The organism is Streptomyces sp. NPDC041191 (assembly GCF_055591945.1).
On record NZ_JBVIZC010000002.1, the window covers coordinates 593,077 to 612,507 of the forward strand.

Here is a 19,431-nt window from a genome sequence, read left to right on the forward strand (position 1 = left end):
ACGCCGCCGGGCCCCGGGACCCCTAAGGCTCCACGCCGCCCGCCCCCGGGACCCCTACGGTTCGACCACGACCTCCTGCGCGGCCGCCGTCGTCCCGACGACCAGCGGGGCGTCCACCGGGACGTTCCGCTTCACCAGGGCCAGGGCGATCGGGCCCAGTTCGTGGTGGCGGACGGCGGTCGTCACGAAGCCGAGCTGCCGTCCCTCCTCCCCGTCGGCCGCGAGCCGCACCGGGGCGCCGTGCGCCGGGAGCAGCACCTCGCTGCCGTCCAGGTGCAGGAAGACCAGGCGGCGCGGCGGCTTCCCCAGGTTCTGCACCCGGGCGACGGTCTCCTGGCCCCGGTAGCAGCCCTTCTGGAGGTGGACGGCGCTGCCGATGAGGCCGATCTCGTGCGGGATGGTCCGGTGGTCGGTCTCCAGACCGAGCCGCGGCCGGTGCGCCTCGACCCGCAGCGCCTCGTACGCGAGGAGCCCGGCGGCCGGACCGTGCGACGCGGCGAAGTCCTCCAGGCCGGCCCGGGGCAGGAACAGGTCGCGGCCGTACGGGGTCTCCCGTACGGCGACGCCCTCGGGCGTCCCGGCGATGGAGCCGGCCGGGAGGTGGACGACGGCGACGTCCTCCGTGCGGTCGGCGACCTCGACCCGGTAGAAGAACTTCATCGACTCCAGGTAGGCGATCAGCTCGCCCTGCGTGCCCGGCTCGACGTGCGCCCACACCGTCTCGCCGTCGTCCACGAGGTACAGGGCGTGCTCGATGTGCCCGTGGGCGGAGAGGATCAGCGCCTCGGTCGCCCGGCCGGGCGGCAGGTCGGTCATGTGCTGGGTGAGCAGCAGGTGCAGCCAGCTCAGCCGGTCGTCGCCGGAGACGGTGACGACGCCGCGGTGCGAGAGGTCGACGAAACCCTCTCCTTCGGAGAGGGCGCGCTGCTCCCGGAACAGGTCGCCGTAGTGCGCGGCGACACCTTCGTCGCGGCCTTCGGCGGCGACGGCGCCGGGAAGGGACAGCAGAGGGCTGGTCGTTGAATGTCGCTGCATACGGGAAAGCCTACGGCCCGGTGTCCACGAATCGCCCGGCCACGGGGATCGGGAGGCCGTCCGGGTCCCGGCCCGCCGGGGCCCTGTCCCCGCCCGCCGGGGCCCTACTCGCCCGCCGGGGGCTTCCCGCCGTCCGGGGACTCCGGGGCTTTCCGCGCGCACTCACCGCACCGGCCGAAGATCGCGAAGTGCTTCATGTCCGTCTCGAAGCCGAAGGTCTCGCGGAGCTTCCCGGTGAACTCGGCGGCCACCTCGACGTCCGCCTCGATCACCCCGGAGCAGTCCCGGCAGACCAGGTGGAGGTGGTGGTGCCGGTCGGCGAGGTGGTACGTCGGGGCGCCGTGCCCCAGGTGCGCGTGGCTGACGAGCCCCAGCTCCTCCAGGAGCTCCAGGGTCCGGTACACGGTGGAGATGTTCACTCCGGAGGCGGTCCTGCGGACCTCGCAGAGGATGTCGTCGGGCGTCGCGTGCTCCAGCGCGTCGACGGCCTCCAGGACAAGCTGGCGCTGGGGCGTCAGCCGGTAGCCGCGCTGCCGCAGGTCGCTCTTCCAGTCGGTGCTCACCACGCCCCCCAGTGTAGGAGGGCGCGGCGCGCCGACCCATGCCTCCGGCCGTTCCTAACGGAAGAAGGCGATGCCGTCGTCCGGCATGTCCGGCAGGTTGCGGGCCATCTCCGCGACCTCCTCCGGCGTGACGACCTTCTTCAGGTGCGCCGACATGTACGGCCGCAGCGGGACCTCGGGGGTCGCCTTCTCGCCCACCCACATCAGGTCGCTCTTGACGTAGCCGTACAGCCGCTTGCCGCCGCTGTACGGGCCCGAGGCGGCCGTCCGGGCGACGGCGTCGGTGGCCAGGTCGATCTGCGGCTTCTGGTCGGCCAGCTCGCCGTACCAGATCTCCACGACGCCCTGGTCACGGACCATGACGACCTCGACCTTGCGGTCCTTGTCGATCCGCCAGTAGCCGCTCTCGCTCTCCAGCGGGCGGACCTTCTCGCCCTTCTCGTCCAGGACCCAGGAGTGCGAGTGGTACTCCAGGAAGTCCCGGCCGTCGTGGCTGAAGGTCACGGACTGGCCGAAGTTGCACTTCTCCGCGCCGGGGAAGTCGGAGACGCCCGCGCCCTCCCACGTACCGAGCAGGAACGCGAGGGGGACGAGGTCCGGATTGAGGTCGGACGGGATCTCGATCATGAGCAGCTCTGGCGTTCTCTAGAGGGGATTACCGCTGGCCCTGGTACAGCTTCTTCACGGTCAGCCCCGCGAAGGCGAGCACGCCGACGCAGACCAGGACCAGCAGAGCTTCGAAGAAAACGATCACGGGGTGCTCCTCGACTGAGGTGTGAAGGCGGAACGGGCCGGACCCCAGCTTAGTGCGCCGGGGCCCGGCCCTCTCGGCGAGGTGGGTCTCGCGCGGGGCGGTCGGCCGAGCAGCTGGTTCCGCGGGGTCACCGTCTGCCGGAACGGCACGGCGAGCGCCTCGCCCCCGGCGGGTCCGGGTGATCGGCGCGAGGGCGTCCCCGGCCCGGACGTGGGCCCAGCGGGTCTGCTCGGGTCCGTACGACTTTTCCTCCCGGAAGCCGCACGGGCTCGTGCCGGGTACGTCGACGTCGTCCGCGAAGTCCTCCGGGTCGGCGCCCCGCGCCCCGTCCGGCAGGGCCTTCGGGCCGGGCGTCGCGCCGACGGGGGCGGGCAGCAGCAGGGCACGCACGTCGGCGTGGTGGGTCTCGCCCTCGTCGCCCTCGTCGCCCTCGTCGCCCTCGGTGAAGTTGACCTCGGTGAAGGGGCGGGGGCGGTCCGGTCGGCGCGGTCGATCGTGACGGCGGTGTACGCGACACCGCCGCCGGCCGGCACGCGAGGGACGCACGAGGTGGTGGTGCTTCGCATTACAGTTCGGCGCATGGCGAAGAAGCTCGTGATCAAGGTGACCGCGGGGGCCGATGCCCCCGAACGCTGCTCGCAGGCCTTCACGGTGGCCGCCGTCGCCGTCGCCAGCGGCGTCGAGGTGTCGCTCTGGCTGACCGGGGAGTCCTCCTGGTTCGCCCTCCCGGGCCGGGCCGCCGAGTTCGACCTCCCGCACGCGGCGCCGCTTCCGGACCTGATCGACTCGATCCTGGCGGCCGGACGCGTGACGCTCTGCACCCAGTGCGCGGCCCGCCGCGAGATCACGGAGCGGGACGTCCTGGACGGCGTCCGCATCGCCGGCGCGCAGGTCTTCGTCCAGGAGGCGATGGCGGACGGGACGCAGGCACTCGTCTACTGAGGCACGGCCCCGGCACACCCGTACGGACGCCGCACCGGACCGGAGCAGGCTCCGGACGGACGGCGTCCACCCGCTTCGAGGAGAGTCGTGAGAACCGGTCACCGTGCTTCCCTGATCGGGGCCCTGGTGCTCATGGCCGGGCAGACGGTCGCGCTGGCGCTGTTCTGCTTCCTCGTCGTCCCCCTGCTCGCCGGCGGGCTCGGTCCCGACGACCTGGAGGGCGCGGGGGCTGCCGCCGAGGCCCGGACCGTGGCCTTCTCGATCGCCTGCGGGATCGCGGGGGCCGCGGTGAACGCCTGGGTGTGCCACGAGCTCGGGCGGGCGCTCATCGGGGCCCTGCCGCCGCGCACGGCGCTCGGGCGCGCCGCGGCCGCCCAGGCGGTGACGCTCGTGGCGTGCCTGGCCGGGGGTGCGACGCCGCTGGCCGTGATCGTCGGACCGACCCTCGCCCTGCTCCTGGCCTGTCACCTCACCGTCCGCGAACGACGCGGGCGGAGGGCCGCCGTCCGACGCGGTCCGGCACGCGCTCCGAGCCGTGTCGGGAGAGTCTGGTCCTAGCGCCCCCGGCGCTTCCGGCCGTCCAGTTCGTCCCACCACTCGTCCGACTTCGGGTCCCCGGAGGGGTCGTCCCACCAGCGGTCCTCGGGGCCCCGGCGGTTGGCGACCACCGCGGCGACCGGGGGGATGACCATGGCGACGACGCACATGGCGACGGCGGCCGGCGTCGAGAAGAGGCGTACGACGGCCCAGGCGCCCACGAAGAGGACCAGGCAGGCGGCCATCAGCCAGAAGTAGACGTGCCGGCGGCGTGCGTACACACCCTCAGCGTACGTCCGGCGGTCCGCGCGCGGCAGGGCGCGCGCGGACGGACCGGAGGGCCGTGCCTCACGTCCGGGAACGGCGTCCAACCCCCCAGGAAGCACGGCCCTCCGGCCGGTGTGCGGGGCTTCGCGCCGTCCCGGCCCTTCCGGTGGCCGGCCCGGCGCCGCGAGGCCCGCGGGCGTCCCCGGCGCCGGTCGGCGCGGGGGACGGTGTCAGCGGATCAGACCGCGATGGCGACCTCCGCCAGGCCGCCCTTCTGCGCCACGACCTGGCGGTCGGCGGTGCCGCCCGGGACCAGGGCGCGGACGGTCCAGGTGCCCTCGGCCGCGTAGAAGCGGAACTGTCCGGTGGCGGAGGTCGGGACCTCGGCCGTGAACTCGCCGGTCGAGTCCAGGAGGCGGACGTAACCGGTGACGGGCTCGCCGTCCTTGGTCACGAAGCCCTGGATGGTGGTCTCGCCGGGCTTGATCGTCGAGGCGTCGGGGCCGCCGGGCTGCGCTCCGCACATGGTGTTTCCGTCCTTACGGTCGAGGGGTCCGGGTGAAGGGAGGTCCGGAGGGGTTACTTGGCGGGGCCGAGCTCGATCGGCACGCCCACGAGGGAGCCGTACTCGGTCCACGAGCCGTCGTAGTTCTTGACGTTCGGGACGCCGAGCAGCTCGTGCAGGACGAACCACGTGAGCGCGGAGCGCTCGCCGATGCGGCAGTAGGCGACGGTGTCCTTCGCCAGGTCGACCCGCTCGGCCTCGTAGAGGGCCTTCAGCTCGTCGTCCGACTTGAAGGTGCCGTCGTCGTTGGCGTTCTTCGACCACGGGATGTTGCGGGCGCTCGGCACGTGGCCGGGGCGCTGCGACTGCTCCTGCGGGAGGTGCGCCGGGGCGAGCAGCTTGCCGGAGAACTCGTCGGGCGAGCGGACGTCGACCAGGTTCTGGGTGCCGATCGCGGCCACGACGTCGTCGCGGAAGGCGCGGATCGAGGCGTCCTGGGGCTTGGCCTTGTAGGCGGTGGCCGGGCGGTTCGGGACCTCGGAGCCGTCGACCAGGTCGCGGGAGTCCAGCTCCCACTTCTTGCGGCCGCCGTCGAGGAGCTTCACGTCCTGGTGGCCGTAGAGCTTGAAGTACCAGTAGGCGTAGGAGGCGAACCAGTTGTTGTTGCCGCCGTAGAGGACGACCGTGGTGTCGTTCGCGATGCCCTTGGCCGAGAGGAGCTTCTCGAAGCCCTCCTGGTCGATGAAGTCGCGGCGCACCGGGTCCTGGAGGTCCTTGGTCCAGTCGATCCGGATGGCGTTGCGGATGTGGTTCTTCTCGTAGGCCGAGGTGTCCTCGTCCACCTCGACGAGGGCGACCTGCGGGTTGTCGAGGTTGGCCTCGACCCAGTCCGCGTCGACCAGGACGTCGCTGCGAGCCATGTTGTTCTCCTCCGGGGCAGTGTGCGGCGGTGCGGTGCGAGTGGTGCGGCTGCGCGTCGGACCGTGCGGACGACGGCGTACGGCTCCACAGGGGTGGCCCCGACGTCGGTCGGCGGGCCGTGAGGAAGGGCGGGGTCGGCGTCCCGCTCAGAAGGGGCGACAGAGCATGGCGGCGACGCGGCACAGGTCCACTGCCCGCCGCTCCGTGAGGTCCGCCTGTCGCTTCATGCCCTCGATCGTAGGGACGGACAGGCGGCCGTGTCACCGGTGTGTCGCATTTTGAGACTCGATCGTCCGAGATGTGGGATTCGGTCCCCGGGCCGAGCGGTTCCGGACCCCTCCGCGCGGGGGTGTCCACCTCTTGTTTCTGCGGGCCGGACGGTGTCGTCTCAACATGTGGCCGGCCGGGGGCGCGCGAGAGCGCACGGGCCGGACGGAGGAGCCGGGCAGAGGGGCCGGACGGAAGGGGCCGGACGGAAGGGGCCGGACGGAAGGGGCCGGACGGAAGGGGCCCGGCGGAGAGGGACGCGCGGCGGGTCAGCCCGCCAGGGCCATGTCCGTGCCCGTCACGGCGACCGCCAGGCCCTCCGGGCGCGGCTCGACCTTCTCCACCTTCATGCCCGGCAGCACGCGCAGCGTGCTCTCGAAGTCGGTGCGGGTGCGGACCAGGTCCTCCACGCCCGGGATGCCCTCGCCGGGCACCTCGTCGGCGTGGAACCGGATCGTGTCGCCGTTCACCACGGACACCGTCGAGAGGACCGTACGGGTCAGGGAGCGGCCCAGGACCTTCACGCTGCCGGTGACCTTCACCTTGCCGTCGCCGCCGTAGGCGACGGTGGCCTCGCGCTCGGAGGCGGCGGTGAGGTCCGCGTACGAGATGAGGGCGGTGCCGTGCGCGGAGCCCGCCCTCGCGCCCGTCCAGTCGCCGGTCACCGTCACGTCCCGCAGGGTGACGTCCAGCTCGCCGACCCGGATCTTCCGGTCGCCCGCCTGCGCCTGGATGCCGGTCGCCCGCACGTCGACCTCGTCGAGCCGCTTGGCCGCGACCTGCGTGAGGAAGGGGAAGCCCTTGATGTCGACCTCGATCGACTCGCTCCGCGCGCCGGAGAGCTTCACCCGGCCCGCCGCCTCCGACTCCGCGTACGCCACGGCCAGGCGGTCCACCCCGACGAAGATCCCGCCGAGGACGACGGCCAGGACCAGCAGAATCCGCAGTGCTCGCATGGGCTGTACGACCCCCCGTGAAGATTTCGGCCCCCCGACACGAAGATCGACGTGCCGGGGGGCCGGTTGGTTCCCGCACCCGGACGCTCTCCGGGTGACCTCAGGGTCTCAGACCAGGACGCGGCCGAGCAGGTACACGGCGGGCACGGCGGCGGTCAGCGGCAGCGCGACGCCCGCCGTCATGTGGACGAAACGGGACGGGTAGTCGTAACTGGCGACCCGCAGGCCGATCAGCGCGCAGACCCCGGCGCCGAGACCGAGCAGCGCCCCCGGCGCCCCCGTGCCCGTGAGGGCGCCGGCCGCGAACCCGGCACCCGCCGACGCGAGCAGCGCGGCGGCGAACGACACCGGTCCGGGCAGCGGAAGGGCCTTGGCCAGGACGGCGGCGGCGACCGCTGCCCCGCCCACGGCCACCGCGTCCGGCACGGCACCGAGGTGTCCGGCCGCCATGACGGTCAGCGCCGCCGAGGTGACCGTCGCCGTCAGGCCGTACATCCGCTCGTCCGGGTCGGCGTGGCTGCGCAACTGGAGGACGAGGCAGAGCAGCACCCAGACGCCGAGCGTGCCCAGGACCGCGGCGGCCGTGTGCTCCCGGCCGGTGACGAGCAGGGCCGCGTCGGCGGCGAGGCCGCCGGCGAAGGCGAGGGCGATGCCCTGCCGGGCGGGCCACATGCCGTTGAGCCGGAACCAGCCGGCGGCGGTGAGGCCCTGGAGCAGAACCAGCGGGAGGAGGAGTCCGTACGGGCCGAGGGCGGCGCCGCCGGCCAGCAGCAGGCCGAGCACGGCGGTCAGCGCGGCCGGCCGCATCCCGGGCTCGATGACCGGCGACCGGCCCTCGGCCCGGGCGCGCTGGGCGTCGGTGATCCGGGTGTTCCCGGAGGTGGTGGGCGAGGAGTAGGCGGGCCCGGCATCGGCCACGGGGGCGGACGCCCCCGCGAGCCCCGGGGCCGGGGCGGGAACGGCGGCGGGGTCCGGGGCCGGGACGACGGCGGGGTCCGGGGCGGAGGCGGCGGCCGGGACCGCGACCGGCTGGGGCTGGGGCTGAGGCTGGTACGCGCCCGCGTACGGCTCGTACGCCTGCGGGGCCGACCCGTACGGGGCCTCCCCCTGCGGGGCGGACGCCTGCGGGGCGGGGGGCTGCTGCCCGTAGGTGTGCTGCCCGTACGCCTGCGGGTCGTGGCCCTGGGCTCCGTACGGCTGCGGATCGTGGACCTGGCCTCCGTACGACTGGGACCCGTACGACTCGGTCCCGTAAGGCTGGGCCCCGTACGACTCGGCCCCGTAAGGCTGCGGCGCGTACCCCTCCCGAGGGGCCCCGTGCCCCGTGTCGTACGGGGACGGCGCCGGCTCCGGGTGCTGCGGCCGGGGCCGGACCGCCGGCTGGTACTGGGTGTCCCAGGTCTGGCCCTCCCACGTCTGTGCGACGTCGGGGCCCTGCTGCCCGTGCGCGTACGGGTCGTCGTGCTGGTCGTTGCTCATGCTCTGGGGTTCACCCTCCTGCGAACGGGGGGAGCACCTCGACCGTGCCGCCCTCGGCAAGCCGTACCGTCTCATGGCTCCGGGTGCCCACCGGATCGCCGTCGACCAGGAACGAGCACCGCAGGAGCACCCGGACGAACTCGCCCGGGTGCTTCGCGCGGGCCGCGTCCAGGGCCTCGGCCAGGTGCTCGGCGGCGTACGGCTCCTCGGCGACACCGGCGGCGGCCTTGGCCGCGGCCCAGTAGCGGATGGTTCCCGCTGCCACAGCGGCGCTCCCTTCGTTCGTGTGCGCGCCGCTCCCCATGATGGGCCATGCGCGCGCGGGCCGGTCCGGGGACCGGAAGTGAGCGGGAAGACATCCTCCGCGTGACGTCCGCCCCCCGCCCGGAAGACATGTGGGTTATCCTGCTGGACAGAGGACCGGGCGACGCAGCCGCCGGGTCCTTTTGCGTTTTCGGGTCGTTGTTACGGAGGGGTGAACAGAAGCTCTCAGGGCGTGGGAGCAACCGGCGACCAGCAGCGCGCGAGCCGTACGAAGCAGTGCCACGACGACCTCGCAGGGACCGAGGAGGAACCGACCTTATGGGCGAGCGAACCGAGCACGACTGCACGACGACGATCCGGGCAGGTGGTGGGCGATGAGTTCTCTGCTCCTTCTCACCAACGCCCTCCAGCCGTCGGCCGAGGTGCTTCCCGCACTCGGTCTGCTGCTGCACCACGTCCGGGTGGCCCCGGCCGAGGGCCCGGCCCTCGTGGACACCCCCGGCGCGGACGTGATCCTCGTCGACGGCCGGCGCGACCTCCCCCAGATCCGCTCGCTCTGCCAGCTGCTGCGCTCCACCGGGCCCGGCTGTCCGCTGATCCTGGTCGTCACGGAGGGCGGCCTCGCGGCCGTCACCGCCGACTGGGGCGTCGACGACGTGCTCCTCGACACGGCGGGACCGGCCGAGGTCGAGGCGCGGCTGCGGCTCGCGACGGGCCGGCGGCAGATCGTCTCCGACGACTCCCCCATGGAGATCCGCAACGGCGACCTGTCGGTGGACGAGGCGACGTACAGCGCGAAGCTGAAGGGCCGGGTCCTGGACCTGACCTTCAAGGAGTTCGAGCTGCTCAAGTACCTCGCCCAGCACCCGGGCCGGGTCTTCACACGCGCGCAGCTCCTCCAGGAGGTGTGGGGGTACGACTACTTCGGCGGCACCCGTACGGTCGACGTCCACGTGCGGCGGCTGCGGGCGAAGCTCGGTCCCGAGCACGAGTCCCTGATCGGCACCGTCCGGAACGTCGGCTACCGCTTCGTCGCGCCCGAGAAGGTGGAGCGGGCGGCGGAGGAGGCCCGTGCGGCCGGCCGCGCCGGAAAGGGGGGCCGCGCGGACGCCCCCGTCAAGGGAGCCACGGAGGACATCACCCCCCTGGAGGACGGGAACGTGACGGGCGCCACCGTACGGCCTGCCGGCAGGTAGGTCCCCCCGCGTAGACTTCCGCGCGTGGCCAAGGTGACGCGGGATGACGTAGCTCGACTGGCGGGTACTTCGACCGCGGTCGTGAGCTACGTCATCAACAACGGACCCCGGCCGGTCGCCCCGGCCACGCGCGAGCGTGTCCTCGCCGCCATCAAGGAGCTGGGCTACCGCCCCGACCGGGTGGCCCAGGCGATGGCCTCCCGGCGCACCGACCTCATAGGCATGATCGTCCCGGACGCCCGCCAGCCCTTCTTCGCGGAGATGGCGCACGCGGTCGAACAGGCCGCGGCCGAGCGCGGCAAGATGGTCCTCGTCGGCAACTCCGACTACCGGACCGAGCGCGAGATCCACTACCTGCGCGCCTTCCTCGGCATGCGGGTCTCCGGACTGATCCTGGTCAGCCAGGGCATGAGCGAGCAGGCCGCGAGCGAGATCGAGGCGTGGGACGCGCGCGTGGTGCTGCTGCACGAGCGGCCCGAGGCGATCGACGACGTGGCCGTGGTCACCGACGACATCGGCGGCGCCCAGCTCGCCACCCGGCACCTCCTGGAGCACGGCCACCCGTACGTGGCGTGCCTCGGCGGCGTCCCGACCACCCCGGCGATCGGCGACCCGGTCGCGGACCACGTCGAGGGCTGGCGGCGCGCCATGCTGGAGGCGGGCCGCTCCGTCGAGGGCCGGCTCTTCGAGGCCCCGTACAACCGCTACGACGCCTACCGGATCGCCCTCGACCTGCTCGCCGGTCCCGACCGGCCCCCGGCCATCTTCTGCTCCACCGACGACCAGGCGTTCGGCGTGCTCCGGGCGGCGCGCGAGCTGCGGATCGAGGTGCCCGCGGAGCTGGCGGTGGCGGGCTTCGACGACGTGAAGGAGGCGGCGCTCACCGATCCGCCGCTGACCACGGTCTTCTCGGACCGTCCGGCGATGGCCCGGGCGGCGGTGGACCTGGTCCTGGACGACTCGCTGCGGGTGACGGGTTCGCGCCGCGAGCGGGTGAGGCTCTTCCCGTCGGCCCTGATCGTGCGGCGCTCCTGCGGGTGCGACGGAGGCTGACGGGCCCGCGCCCGGCCTCCCCGGGCGGACGCGACAGGGGGCCGGTGTCCCCGCGCCCCCGGTCTCCCGGTCTCCCGGGCGGAGCGACAGGGGCCGAGGCCCTTGCCCCGGCCTCCCCGTATCGGTCCTTATATCGGGCATACAGTCTTCTGTCGGGCTTCTCAGCCGGTCCTCAGACCATTCTCATGGACGGCTCCGAGAGTCGTTCCCATGACGGACCACCACGAGCAGCAGCCGCAGCCCGCCCACCCGCCGAGGCCGCCGTACGCGCCGGTGCCGTACGGGCCGACGCCGCCGTACGGCACCGGACCCTCCGCCGCCACCTCCCCCGCCCCGGGCCCCCGCCGCCGGGCGGGGCGCGGCACGGGGCTCCTCGTGGCCGTCGCCGTCGCCGCCGCGGCGGTCGGCGGCGGCACGGCGACGCTGGTCGGGCGGCTGGCCTCCGACGGAGCGCCCGTCGCGGCCTCCGCCCCCGTGGCCGGCACGAACGTGGCGGCGCGCGGCACGGGCACGGTCGCCGGGGTCGCCGCCGCCGTCTCCCCGTCCATCGTGGAGATCTCCGCGGACTCGGGCTCCGGCGGGTCCACCGGCTCGGGCGTGGTCATCACCTCCGGCGGCGAGATCGTCACCAACAACCACGTGATCGCGGGCGCCTCGTCGGTCACCGTGCGCCTCGGCGACGGCCGCACCCGACCGGCCGAGGTCGTCGGCACCGACCCCGGCAAGGACCTGGCGCTGATCAGGGTGAAGGACGCCTCCGGCCTGAGGGCCGCCGCGCTCGGGAACTCGAAGGACGTGCGGGTGGGTGACCAGGTGGTGGCGATCGGCTCCCCCGAGGGCCTGACCGGAACCGTCACCAGCGGCATCGTCTCCGCCCTGGACCGGGACGTGACCGTGGCGAAGGACGAGGGCCGGGACCAGGGACAGGGGTACGACTCCCGGCAGGGCTGGCCGTTCGAGTTCGGCGGACAGCGGTTCAACGGCGACACCGGGGCGTCGAAGACGACGTACAAGGCGCTCCAGACCGACGCCTCGCTCAACCCGGGGAACTCCGGCGGCGCGCTGATCAACATGGACGGCGAGATCATCGGGATCAACTCGGCCATGTACGCGCCCGGTTCCCCGAGCGGTTCCACGGCCGGGAGCGTCGGCCTGGGGTTCGCGATCCCGGTCGACACGGTCAAGGCCGACCTGGCGGGGCTGCGCGCGGGCGGTGCCGGCTGAACGCGTGGGACGCTGCCCCCATGACGGGACACACGACCGGACACGTGACGGGACAGCGGGACGGGGGCGAGCGCGTCCTCGTCGTGGACGACGAGCCCGCCGTGCGGGAGGCCCTGCGCCGCAGCCTCGCCTTCGAGGGGTACGGGACGCGGGAGGCCGTGGACGGCCTGGACGCGCTCGCCGCCGTGGAGTCGTACGCCCCCGACCTCGTCGTCCTCGACGTCCAGATGCCCCGCATGGACGGGCTCACGGCGGCCCGCCGGATCAGGGCGTCGGGGTCGACCGTGCCGATCCTGATGCTCACCGCCCGCGACGCCGTGGGCGACCGGGTCACCGGGCTCGACGCGGGCGCGGACGACTACCTCGTGAAGCCCTTCGACCTTGACGAGCTGTTCGCCCGCATCCGGGCCCTGCTGCGCCGCAGCTCGTACGCGTCGGCGGCCGCCTCCCCGGCCGGGGAGGACGCGCTGTCCTTCGAGGACCTGCGGATGGACCTCGTCACCCGCGAGGTGACCCGGGGCGGCCGGAGCGTGGAGCTGACGCGGACCGAGTTCACGCTCCTGGAGATGTTCCTGGCGCACCCGCGCCAGGTGCTGACCCGGGAGCAGATCCTCAAGGCGGTGTGGGGCTTCGACTTCGAGCCGAGTTCGAACTCCCTGGACGTGTACGTGATGTACCTGCGGCGCAAGACGGAGGCGGGCGGCGAGCCGCGCCTGGTGCACACGGTGCGGGGCGTGGGGTACGTGCTGCGCGGAGGGGGCGGGGAGTGACGGCGGTTCCTCCGGCGCGGCCGCCGCACCCGAAGCCCTCCGGCGCCCGCTTCGCCCCCCTGGCCTGGTTCCGCTCCCGGCCGCTGCGGTCCCGGCTCGCCCTGCTCACCGCCGTCGCGGTGGCGGTGGCGGTGGCGGCGGTGTCGCTGGCGTGCTGGTTCGTGACGCGGGAGCAGCTGGAGGCCGAACTGGACTCCTCGCTGAGCTCCACCCGGCTCGACCCGGGCGGGGCGCAGAACATCCTGTCGTTCTGCCGCCAGGGCACCGCGCCGCCGTCGGTGGCGGGCTCGTACACGGTGCGGGTGATCCTCGCCGACGGGAGCGTGTGCACCTCGGGAGAGGCGGCGATCCCCGTCGGCAGCGGCGACCTCGCGGTGGCGCAGGGGCGCCTGGCGGACGTCCTGCACACGGTGAAGGACGCCGGCGGACGCGAGATGCGCGTCTACACCTATCCGCAGGAGAGCACGCCCGGGATCGCGGTCTCCCTCGCCCGGCCGCTCTCCGAGATCGACAACTCGATGTCCACGCTGCGCTGGGTGCTGCTCCTGGTCTCCGGGATCGGGGTCGTCGGCGCGGGCGCGGCCGGCCTGTGGGTGGCGCGGACGGGCCTGGCGCCGGTGGACCGGCTGACCGGGGCGGTCGAGCACGTGGCGGCGACCGAGGACCTGACCGTCCGCATCCCCGTGGAGGGCGAGGACGAGATCGCCCGCCTGTCGCGCTCGTTCAACGCGATGACGGCGGCGCTCGCGACCTCCCGGGACCGGCAGGCGCGGCTGATCGCGGACGCGGGGCACGAGCTGCGGACGCCGCTGACCTCGCTCCGGACGAACGTCGAACTCCTCGCGCGCAGCGAGGAGACGGGCCGGGCGATCCCGCCGGAGGACCGGCGGGCGCTGATGGCGTCGGTGAAGGCGCAGATGACGGAGCTGGCGTCGCTGATCGGCGACCTCCAGGAGCTGGCCCGGCCGGACGCGGTGCGGCCGGGGCCCCTGGAGGTGGTCCCGCTGCACACGATCCTGCGCGCGGCCCTGGACCGGGTGCGGCTGCGGGGCCCGGAGCTGGTCTTCGTCACGGACCTGGCGCCCTGGTACGTGCGGGCGGAGGGGGCGACGCTCGAACGGGCCCTGGTGAACGTCCTGGACAACGCGGTGAAGTTCTCGCCGCCCCGGGGCACGGTCGAGGTGACCCTGATGCGGGGCGAGCTGACGGTCCGCGACCACGGGCCCGGCATCCCGCCCGACGAGCTGCCGCACGTCTTCGAGCGCTTCTGGCGCTCGCCGTCGGCCCGCAGCCTGCCCGGGTCCGGCCTGGGCCTGTCGATCGTGGCGCGCACGGTCCGGCAGGCGGGCGGCACGGTCGCGCTGGCCCCGGCGGAGGGCGGCGGCACGGTGGCGACGGTCCGGCTGCCGGGGGCGCCGACGCCGCCGCCGGGCGGCGCCTCAGTTGTGCCGGAGGAGGGCCTCGACCAGCCCTGACCGGGTGTTCGGGAAGTCCAGGGGGACGATCCCGAGCCCGGTCCGGCCGGCCAGCTCGGCACCGTCGAGGAAGCCGTGGACGAGGGGGTTGAGCCGGTCGGAGTTCCAGCGGGGCGGGAGGTACGCGGAGGTGCTGACGAAGTTGACGTAGAGCTTTCCGGGCCGGGCGACGGCGGCGCGGAAGTGGTCCTGGATCCTGGGGTACTTGGCGTCGGGCAGCGCGTTCCAGTCGTCCTGGAGGGCGATCTGCTCCCCGTCCCACCACTTGAGGCCCGGGAGACCGCCGTTGTCGGCGATGAGGACGACCTTCCCGCGGGCCTCGCCCAGGAGCGGCAGCCGGTCCCCGATGCGGAAGAGGGGGCGCCAGCCGCGGCGGTCCAGGTAGTCGTCGAAGACGGCCCGGAAGGCGGCGTCGGACTCCTCGGAGTACTCCTGCTTGACCCGCATGAGGACGGTCTCGGAGGGGTGCGCGGCGAGGAAGTCCCAGCAGGCGGCCAGCACGTCCCCGAACATCATGTTCTGGTACGAGGACCCGTGGTGGATCGCGAACGACCCGCCGGTCACCCGGCACCGCACGTCCAGGAACCGGACGCCGCTGTCCAGCTGCTGGGCGATCGTGGTGTTCTGGCACTCGCTCCAGGGGCCGCCGAACCGGGCGCCGGAGTCGTGCGTGCCGGGGATGGTGAGCCGGCTCAGCTCGGTCCCGTCCCCGTGCGCGGCCATCCACGCCCGTACGTCCACGGCCGAGGCGGCGGGCGCCCCGACGAGCAGGGCGGCCCCGGCGGCCGCGGTTCCCACGAGGAATCGTCGTCGGTCCATGGCACCGCACTATGACAGGTCCACTTCAACCATGGCCAGGGTGCGGCACGGGGAAACGGAAAGGGGCGCCACCCCGGAACGGCGGAGGGGCGACGCCCCGCGTCACACCCTGCGCCGCGTTTCCTCCGCGAACTGCGGTGCCCCTCCGGCGGCGAGCCGGTCGAGCAGGCCGTGCAGATCACGCGGTTCGCGCCGGTAGCGGGCGGCTTGCGCCCGGAGCACCGACAGGACGGCGACCGGCGCGAGGTCGAGCATGTCGAGCAGGAAGTCGTCGGGGGACAGGACGTCGATGCCGTACGGGGCGGCCGACTCCGGCGGGAAGTCGGACAGGTTCAGCGTCACGACCGCGTGCGCCTGCCCGTGCACGGCCGCGGCGAGAACGTGCCGGTCCTTGGGATCGTTCGTCATCACGGGCACGAGCGCGCCGTACCCCGTCACCGCGCTGTCGGGAAAGGCGTCCTCCATGCCGGTGACAAGACGCGCGGCCTTGTCGTCCCCCACCCTTTCCGCGATGTTGCGCCGGAGCTCGTCGAGGATGCCGGCCGACCAGAGCGGCTCGTAGAGCTCCTCCTCGGTGAGCCTCAGCAGGGTGTCCCTGAGGTAGTTCGGGAACAGGACACAGGTGTCCAGAACAACGCGCTGCACTTCACTCCCACGTGATCAATCGCCGTACAGTCCGGCGTCCTCGGTCAGTTCGACCAGTTCGTCCAGACCGCGCCGCCTGCGGGAGCGGCGCCGGTCTCTGTAGGCGAGGACGTCCGTCAGGAGCACCCGTCGGTGCCTGCCTGGCCGCGTGAAGGGGATGTCCCCCTGATCCAGCAGCTTGACCACGGTCGGCCGGCTCACGCCGAGCATGTCCGCGGCCTGCTGGGTGGTGAGAGTGGTCTCCCGGGGGACGACGGAGACGGCCTTCCCCTCGGACAGCGCACGGACGACGACGAGCAGGGCCTCGTACACCTCGGGCGGCAGGGCCCTCACGCTGCCGTCGGGGCCGCGCAGAAGAGCGCGCTCGGGCGCGCTCGGCGTCCCGGCCAGCCAATCGCGCAGCTCCGCGACCTCCGCACGGTGCTCCGGCAGGAGCACGGTGTCTTCCACCCTGCTGTTCATACGTGCCTCCTTCGCGACTTCCTCCAGCATCCGGCCAAAACGAAAGAAACGCAAACGCCGAAAAAAGCGAAAGGGGCGACGCCCCGCCGAAACGGTTCGCCGCCCCTCCCGTACGGATTACTTGATGACGGTGATGCGGTTCGCGGCCGGCACCGGCAGCGGCGCCGCCGCCGACGAGCGGGTCGCCAGGTAGGCGTTGAAGACGTCGAGGTCCGAGGCGCCGACCAGCTTGTTCGTGCCGGTGGCCAGGGCCGGGAAGCCGTCGCCGCCGCCCGCGAGGAACTCGTTCATCGCGACCCGGTAGGTCTTCGACGGGTCGATCGGCTCACCGTTCAGCCGGATCGTGCCCTCGACGACGCGGTCCGCGCCCGTCCTGGTGAGGTCGAGCGTGTACGTGAGGCCCTTCGAGACCTGGAGGATCTTGACGGAGTTCAGGTTCGCCCCGCTGACCTGCTGCTTCAGGGCGGCGATCAGGTTCGCGCCGGTCAGGTCGACCACGTTCATCATGTTGGTGAAGGGCTGCACGGTGAAGGACTCGCCGTACGTCACCACACCGTCGCCCTCGGTGCCGGACGCCTTGTACACCAGGTCGGACCGGATGCCGCCCGGGTTCATCAGGGCCAGCTGCGCGCCGCCCTTGTCCGCCGGGGCCAGTCCCTCCAGCTGCGCGTCGGCGATCACGTCGCCGAGCGGCTTCTCGTACGCCGTGGAACCGCGGCCGTTGATGTCGGCGGCGATGAAGCCCTGGGGACGGTTGGAGACCGGGGCCGCGAGCGCCGTCCAGTCCTGGATCAGCTTCGTCATGTCCGCGGCCTTCGGCACGTCGCGGGTGACGACGTGGTTGGCGGAGGCGACGGCCGTGCGCACGATGTCCTTGGTGGCGCGGTCGTACGTCAGCGTCGTGTCCGTGTACACCTTGCCGAACGAGGACGCCGAGGTGACCAGGCGCGGCTTGCCCGCCGGGTCCGGGATCGTGCACACGTACGCCTGGTGCGTGTGGCCGGTGACCAGTGCGTCGACCTGCGGCGAGACGTTCTTGGCGATCTCGGTGATCGGACCGGAGATCCCGTCGCCCGGACCGGGGCTGTCGCAGTCGTAGTTGTACGAGGACGAGGCCGGCGCGCCGCCCTCGTGGACCAGGGCGACGATGGACTTGACGCCCTGGCGCTCCAGGACCTTCGCGTACTTGTTGATCGTCTCGACCTCGTCGCCGAACTTCAGGCCCTTGACGCCCTCGGCGGTGACGATGTTCGGGGTGCCCTCCAGGGTCACGCCGATGAAGCCGATCCGGACGCCGTCCTTCTCCCAGACGAAGTACGGGTCGAGCAGCGGCTTGCCCGTCTTCTCCCGCGTCACGTTCGCGGCGAGGTACGGGAAGTCGGCGCCCTTGAACTTCTCGCCCTCGACGAAGCAGCCGGCGGTCGGGTGGCAGCCGCCGTTCTGCATGCGGGCCAGCTCGACGGCGCCCTCGTCGAACTCGTGGTTGCCGACCGAGGTGACGTCCAGGTCCAGCTTGTTCAGGGCCCCGATGGTCGGCTCGTCGTGGAAGAGCCCGGACAGCAGCGGGGAGCCGCCGATGAGGTCGCCGGCCGCCGCCGTGACGGAGTAGCGGTTCCCCTCGCGCGCCTGGCGCAGGTGCGTGGCCAGGTACTCGACACCGCCCGCGTCGATCTTCTCGGTGGTGCCGTCCTCCTTGGCCCGGACGACCTGGCCGGACGACCCGGCCGGCGGCTCCAGGTTGCCGTGGAGGTCGTTGAAGGAGAGCAGCTGGACGTCGACCATCCGGCCCCAGCCCTTGCCGTTCCCGTACCCGGCGGCGGCCTCTCCCCCGGCGGCACCGGCCGACGACGGCATCGCGGCGACGAGCGCCCCGACCGTCGCGAGCCCCGCCCCGGCGGCCAGAAAGCGCCGTGCCGTCTTGTTCTTCCTCGGTGTCGCTGCCATCTCTCCCACTCGTCCCCTTGCCCCGTTTCGCGGCGTTGATCTGCTTCCCCGTTGCGCGTGCAGCCTAGAGTCAACGCGCGTAGCGCAACAGGGGGTGGCCGGTTACAAGACAGTTGCCGTCGGCTGACGAAGTGTCGCCGTAGGCTCGTTCCCATGACTTCCGACGCGGCACCGGGCCTCGAACCCGGACGGCAGATCCACACGTACGACGAGCTCACCCCCGGGCAGGTCCGGGACGTACAGGAGCTCCTGGAGGCCGCGGACCGCGCCGACGGCCTGCACGCCGTGTCCGAACAGGGGCGGCTCTACCTGCGCAACGGCGGGCGCGAGGGGGTGCGGCACTTCCTGCTGACCGCCGGCCCCCGGCTCTACGGCTACGCCCAGCTGGAGGAGACCGACCCGATCGAGGCCCCGGCCGCCGAGCTGGTCGTCCACCCCGACCGGCGCGGACGCGGGCACGGCCGGGCGCTCGGCACCGCCCTGCTCGACGCCTCCGGCAAGCGGCTGCGCGTCTGGGCGCACGGCGGCAAGCCGGCCGCCCGCCACCTGGCCCAGGTCCTCGGCCTGACCCTCTTCCGCGAGCTGCGCCAGCTGCGGCGGCCCCTGGTCCCGCTCGGCCTGCCGGAGCCGGTGCTGCCCGAGGGGGTGACCGTCCGCACCTTCGTCCCCGGCCAGGACGAGGCGGCCTGGCTCGCCGTCAACGCCGCCGCCTTCGCCCACCACCCCGAGCAGGGCTCGCTCACCCGGCGGGACCTGGACGACCGCACCGCCGAGCCGTGGTTCGACCCGAAGGGCTTCTTCCTCGCGGAGAAGGACGGCCGGCTGATCGGCTTCCACTGGACGAAGACGCACGCCGAGGAGCGGCTCGGCGAGGTGTACGTGGTCGGCATCCTGCCCGAGGCCCAGGGCGGCGGACTCGGCAAGGCGCTCACCGCGATCGGCCTGCGGCACCTGGCGGCACAGGGGCTGCCGACGGCCATGCTGTACGTGGACGGGGACAACTCGGCGGCGGTGCGGGTGTACGAGGGGCTCGGCTTCGCCACGCACGAGGTGGACCTGATGTACCGCACGGAGTCGTAACACCGGTTTTCCGGGGGCGGTTGGCACCGCCCCCTCTTCTTTCCCCTCTTTCACCGCTTGATCAGTGAAAGGGGAGCGGAAGAGGCCGGGGCGGGGCCCGCACGGCCCCGCCCCCGATTCCCGGACGTCATGTCGTCGTTACCGGCCATTCAGACGCGCTTGCGACGCTCACGCAATGAAGCGCTCCGTGTCCGGCCTTCCCAAGGGGAGGCTGCCCTCCCCCGCGGCCCGCCCCGGCGCGGCCCGTCCCGGCGCGCCCGAGCCGCCTCCCGC

General features: G+C 73.2%; 22 protein-coding genes. 8 read left to right on the forward strand and 14 right to left on the reverse strand.

The window, feature by feature from the left end; genetic code table 11:
- Window positions 1-54: 54 nt before the first annotated feature.
- The 4 genes from ygfZ to ACZ6AQ_RS05830 form a co-directional block, all read right to left on the reverse strand.
- Window positions 55-1,035, reverse strand: a complete 981-nt coding sequence (gene ygfZ, locus ACZ6AQ_RS05815) for a CAF17-like 4Fe-4S cluster assembly/insertion protein YgfZ (RefSeq protein WP_468757780.1) — start codon at window positions 1,033-1,035, stop codon at window positions 55-57.
- A 104-nt stretch (window positions 1,036-1,139) separates the two neighbouring features.
- Complete coding sequence (locus ACZ6AQ_RS05820; RefSeq protein ID WP_468757781.1) at window positions 1,140-1,601, reverse strand: Fur family transcriptional regulator; 462 nt, start codon at window positions 1,599-1,601, stop codon at window positions 1,140-1,142.
- Between the two features lie 51 nt (window positions 1,602-1,652).
- Window positions 1,653-2,225, reverse strand: a complete 573-nt coding sequence (locus ACZ6AQ_RS05825) for a heme-binding beta-barrel domain-containing protein (RefSeq protein ID WP_062753387.1) — start codon at window positions 2,223-2,225, stop codon at window positions 1,653-1,655.
- 28 nt (window positions 2,226-2,253) lie between these two features.
- On the reverse strand, window positions 2,254-2,898 hold the full coding sequence (locus ACZ6AQ_RS05830) for a hypothetical protein (protein WP_468757854.1): 645 nt from the start codon (window positions 2,896-2,898) through the stop codon (window positions 2,254-2,256).
- 33 nt (window positions 2,899-2,931) lie between these two features.
- On the opposite strand from ACZ6AQ_RS05830, the gene ACZ6AQ_RS05835 reads away from it, so the two are divergent.
- Window positions 2,932-3,294, forward strand: coding sequence for a DsrE family protein (locus tag ACZ6AQ_RS05835; RefSeq protein ID WP_468757783.1), 363 nt, complete (start codon window positions 2,932-2,934; stop codon window positions 3,292-3,294).
- Between the two features lie 87 nt (window positions 3,295-3,381).
- On the forward strand, window positions 3,382-3,852 hold the full coding sequence (locus ACZ6AQ_RS05840; protein ID WP_468757785.1) for a hypothetical protein: 471 nt from the start codon (window positions 3,382-3,384) through the stop codon (window positions 3,850-3,852).
- Here the strand turns inward: ACZ6AQ_RS05840 and ACZ6AQ_RS05845 are convergent.
- The 6 genes from ACZ6AQ_RS05845 to ACZ6AQ_RS05870 all read right to left on the reverse strand — a co-directional run bounded on the left by ACZ6AQ_RS05845 (window position 3,849) and on the right by ACZ6AQ_RS05870 (window position 8,491).
- Window positions 3,849-4,112 carry a DUF3099 domain-containing protein gene (locus ACZ6AQ_RS05845; RefSeq protein ID WP_468757786.1) on the reverse strand — a complete coding sequence of 88 codons (264 nt, stop codon included), beginning with the start codon at window positions 4,110-4,112 and terminating at the stop codon, window positions 3,849-3,851. The two genes, ACZ6AQ_RS05840 and ACZ6AQ_RS05845, sit on opposite strands and share 4 nt — an antisense overlap.
- 224 nt (window positions 4,113-4,336) lie before the next feature.
- On the reverse strand, window positions 4,337-4,624 hold the full coding sequence (locus tag ACZ6AQ_RS05850; RefSeq protein ID WP_017242395.1) for a DUF1416 domain-containing protein: 288 nt from the start codon (window positions 4,622-4,624) through the stop codon (window positions 4,337-4,339).
- 53 nt (window positions 4,625-4,677) lie between these two features.
- A complete protein-coding gene (locus ACZ6AQ_RS05855) occupies window positions 4,678-5,523 on the reverse strand; it encodes a sulfurtransferase (RefSeq protein ID WP_388688714.1) in 846 nt (281 codons plus the stop codon).
- Window positions 5,524-6,060: 537 nt separating this feature from the next.
- The gene (locus ACZ6AQ_RS05860; RefSeq protein WP_468757788.1) at window positions 6,061-6,747 is read right to left on the reverse strand and encodes an LmeA family phospholipid-binding protein; all 687 of its coding nucleotides are present in this window, start codon (window positions 6,745-6,747) and stop codon (window positions 6,061-6,063) included.
- A gap of 108 nt (window positions 6,748-6,855) precedes the next feature.
- A complete protein-coding gene (locus tag ACZ6AQ_RS05865) occupies window positions 6,856-8,226 on the reverse strand; it encodes a hypothetical protein (protein WP_468757789.1) in 1,371 nt (456 codons plus the stop codon).
- A gap of 10 nt (window positions 8,227-8,236) precedes the next feature.
- Complete coding sequence (locus ACZ6AQ_RS05870; RefSeq protein WP_468757791.1) at window positions 8,237-8,491, reverse strand: MoaD/ThiS family protein; 255 nt, start codon at window positions 8,489-8,491, stop codon at window positions 8,237-8,239.
- Window positions 8,492-8,864: 373 nt separating this feature from the next.
- Between ACZ6AQ_RS05870 and ACZ6AQ_RS05875 the strand changes: the two genes are divergently transcribed.
- The 5 genes from ACZ6AQ_RS05875 (at window position 8,865) to ACZ6AQ_RS05895 (ending at window position 14,208) form a co-directional block, all read left to right on the forward strand.
- The gene (locus tag ACZ6AQ_RS05875; protein ID WP_468757792.1) at window positions 8,865-9,686 is read left to right on the forward strand and encodes a response regulator transcription factor; all 822 of its coding nucleotides are present in this window, start codon (window positions 8,865-8,867) and stop codon (window positions 9,684-9,686) included.
- A gap of 24 nt (window positions 9,687-9,710) precedes the next feature.
- On the forward strand, window positions 9,711-10,739 hold the full coding sequence (locus ACZ6AQ_RS05880) for a LacI family DNA-binding transcriptional regulator (protein ID WP_468757794.1): 1,029 nt from the start codon (window positions 9,711-9,713) through the stop codon (window positions 10,737-10,739).
- Window positions 10,740-10,949: 210 nt separating this feature from the next.
- A complete protein-coding gene (locus ACZ6AQ_RS05885) occupies window positions 10,950-11,963 on the forward strand; it encodes a S1C family serine protease (RefSeq protein ID WP_468757796.1) in 1,014 nt (337 codons plus the stop codon).
- Window positions 11,964-11,983: 20 nt separating this feature from the next.
- Window positions 11,984-12,733, forward strand: coding sequence for a response regulator transcription factor (locus ACZ6AQ_RS05890; RefSeq protein WP_468757797.1), 750 nt, complete (start codon window positions 11,984-11,986; stop codon window positions 12,731-12,733).
- Window positions 12,730-14,208, forward strand: coding sequence for a HAMP domain-containing sensor histidine kinase (locus tag ACZ6AQ_RS05895; protein WP_468757799.1), 1,479 nt, complete (start codon window positions 12,730-12,732; stop codon window positions 14,206-14,208). The genes ACZ6AQ_RS05890 and ACZ6AQ_RS05895 overlap by 4 nt, the downstream gene beginning before the upstream one ends.
- Here ACZ6AQ_RS05895 and ACZ6AQ_RS05900 read toward each other — a convergent pair.
- From ACZ6AQ_RS05900 to ACZ6AQ_RS05915, 4 genes are all read right to left on the reverse strand, one after another.
- Entirely contained in the window at window positions 14,173-15,027 is an 855-nt protein-coding gene (locus ACZ6AQ_RS05900) for a phosphatidylinositol-specific phospholipase C (protein WP_468757800.1), read from the reverse strand. The two genes, ACZ6AQ_RS05895 and ACZ6AQ_RS05900, sit on opposite strands and share 36 nt — an antisense overlap.
- Before the next feature lie 102 nt (window positions 15,028-15,129).
- Window positions 15,130-15,672: a PIN domain-containing protein gene (locus ACZ6AQ_RS05905; protein ID WP_468757802.1), complete on the reverse strand. Its 543-nt coding sequence runs from the start codon at window positions 15,670-15,672 to the stop codon at window positions 15,130-15,132.
- Window positions 15,673-15,687: 15 nt separating this feature from the next.
- Window positions 15,688-16,134: a helix-turn-helix domain-containing protein gene (locus ACZ6AQ_RS05910; RefSeq protein ID WP_468757803.1), complete on the reverse strand. Its 447-nt coding sequence runs from the start codon at window positions 16,132-16,134 to the stop codon at window positions 15,688-15,690.
- Window positions 16,135-16,251: 117 nt separating this feature from the next.
- Window positions 16,252-18,078 carry a bifunctional metallophosphatase/5'-nucleotidase gene (locus ACZ6AQ_RS05915; protein ID WP_468757804.1) on the reverse strand — a complete coding sequence of 609 codons (1,827 nt, stop codon included), beginning with the start codon at window positions 18,076-18,078 and terminating at the stop codon, window positions 16,252-16,254.
- A 153-nt stretch (window positions 18,079-18,231) separates the two neighbouring features.
- On the opposite strand from ACZ6AQ_RS05915, the gene mshD reads away from it, so the two are divergent.
- Window positions 18,232-19,158 (forward strand): mycothiol synthase, encoded by a 927-nt coding sequence (gene mshD / locus ACZ6AQ_RS05920; RefSeq protein WP_468757805.1) that lies wholly within the window; start codon window positions 18,232-18,234, stop codon window positions 19,156-19,158.
- Window positions 19,159-19,431 lie beyond the last annotated feature (273 nt).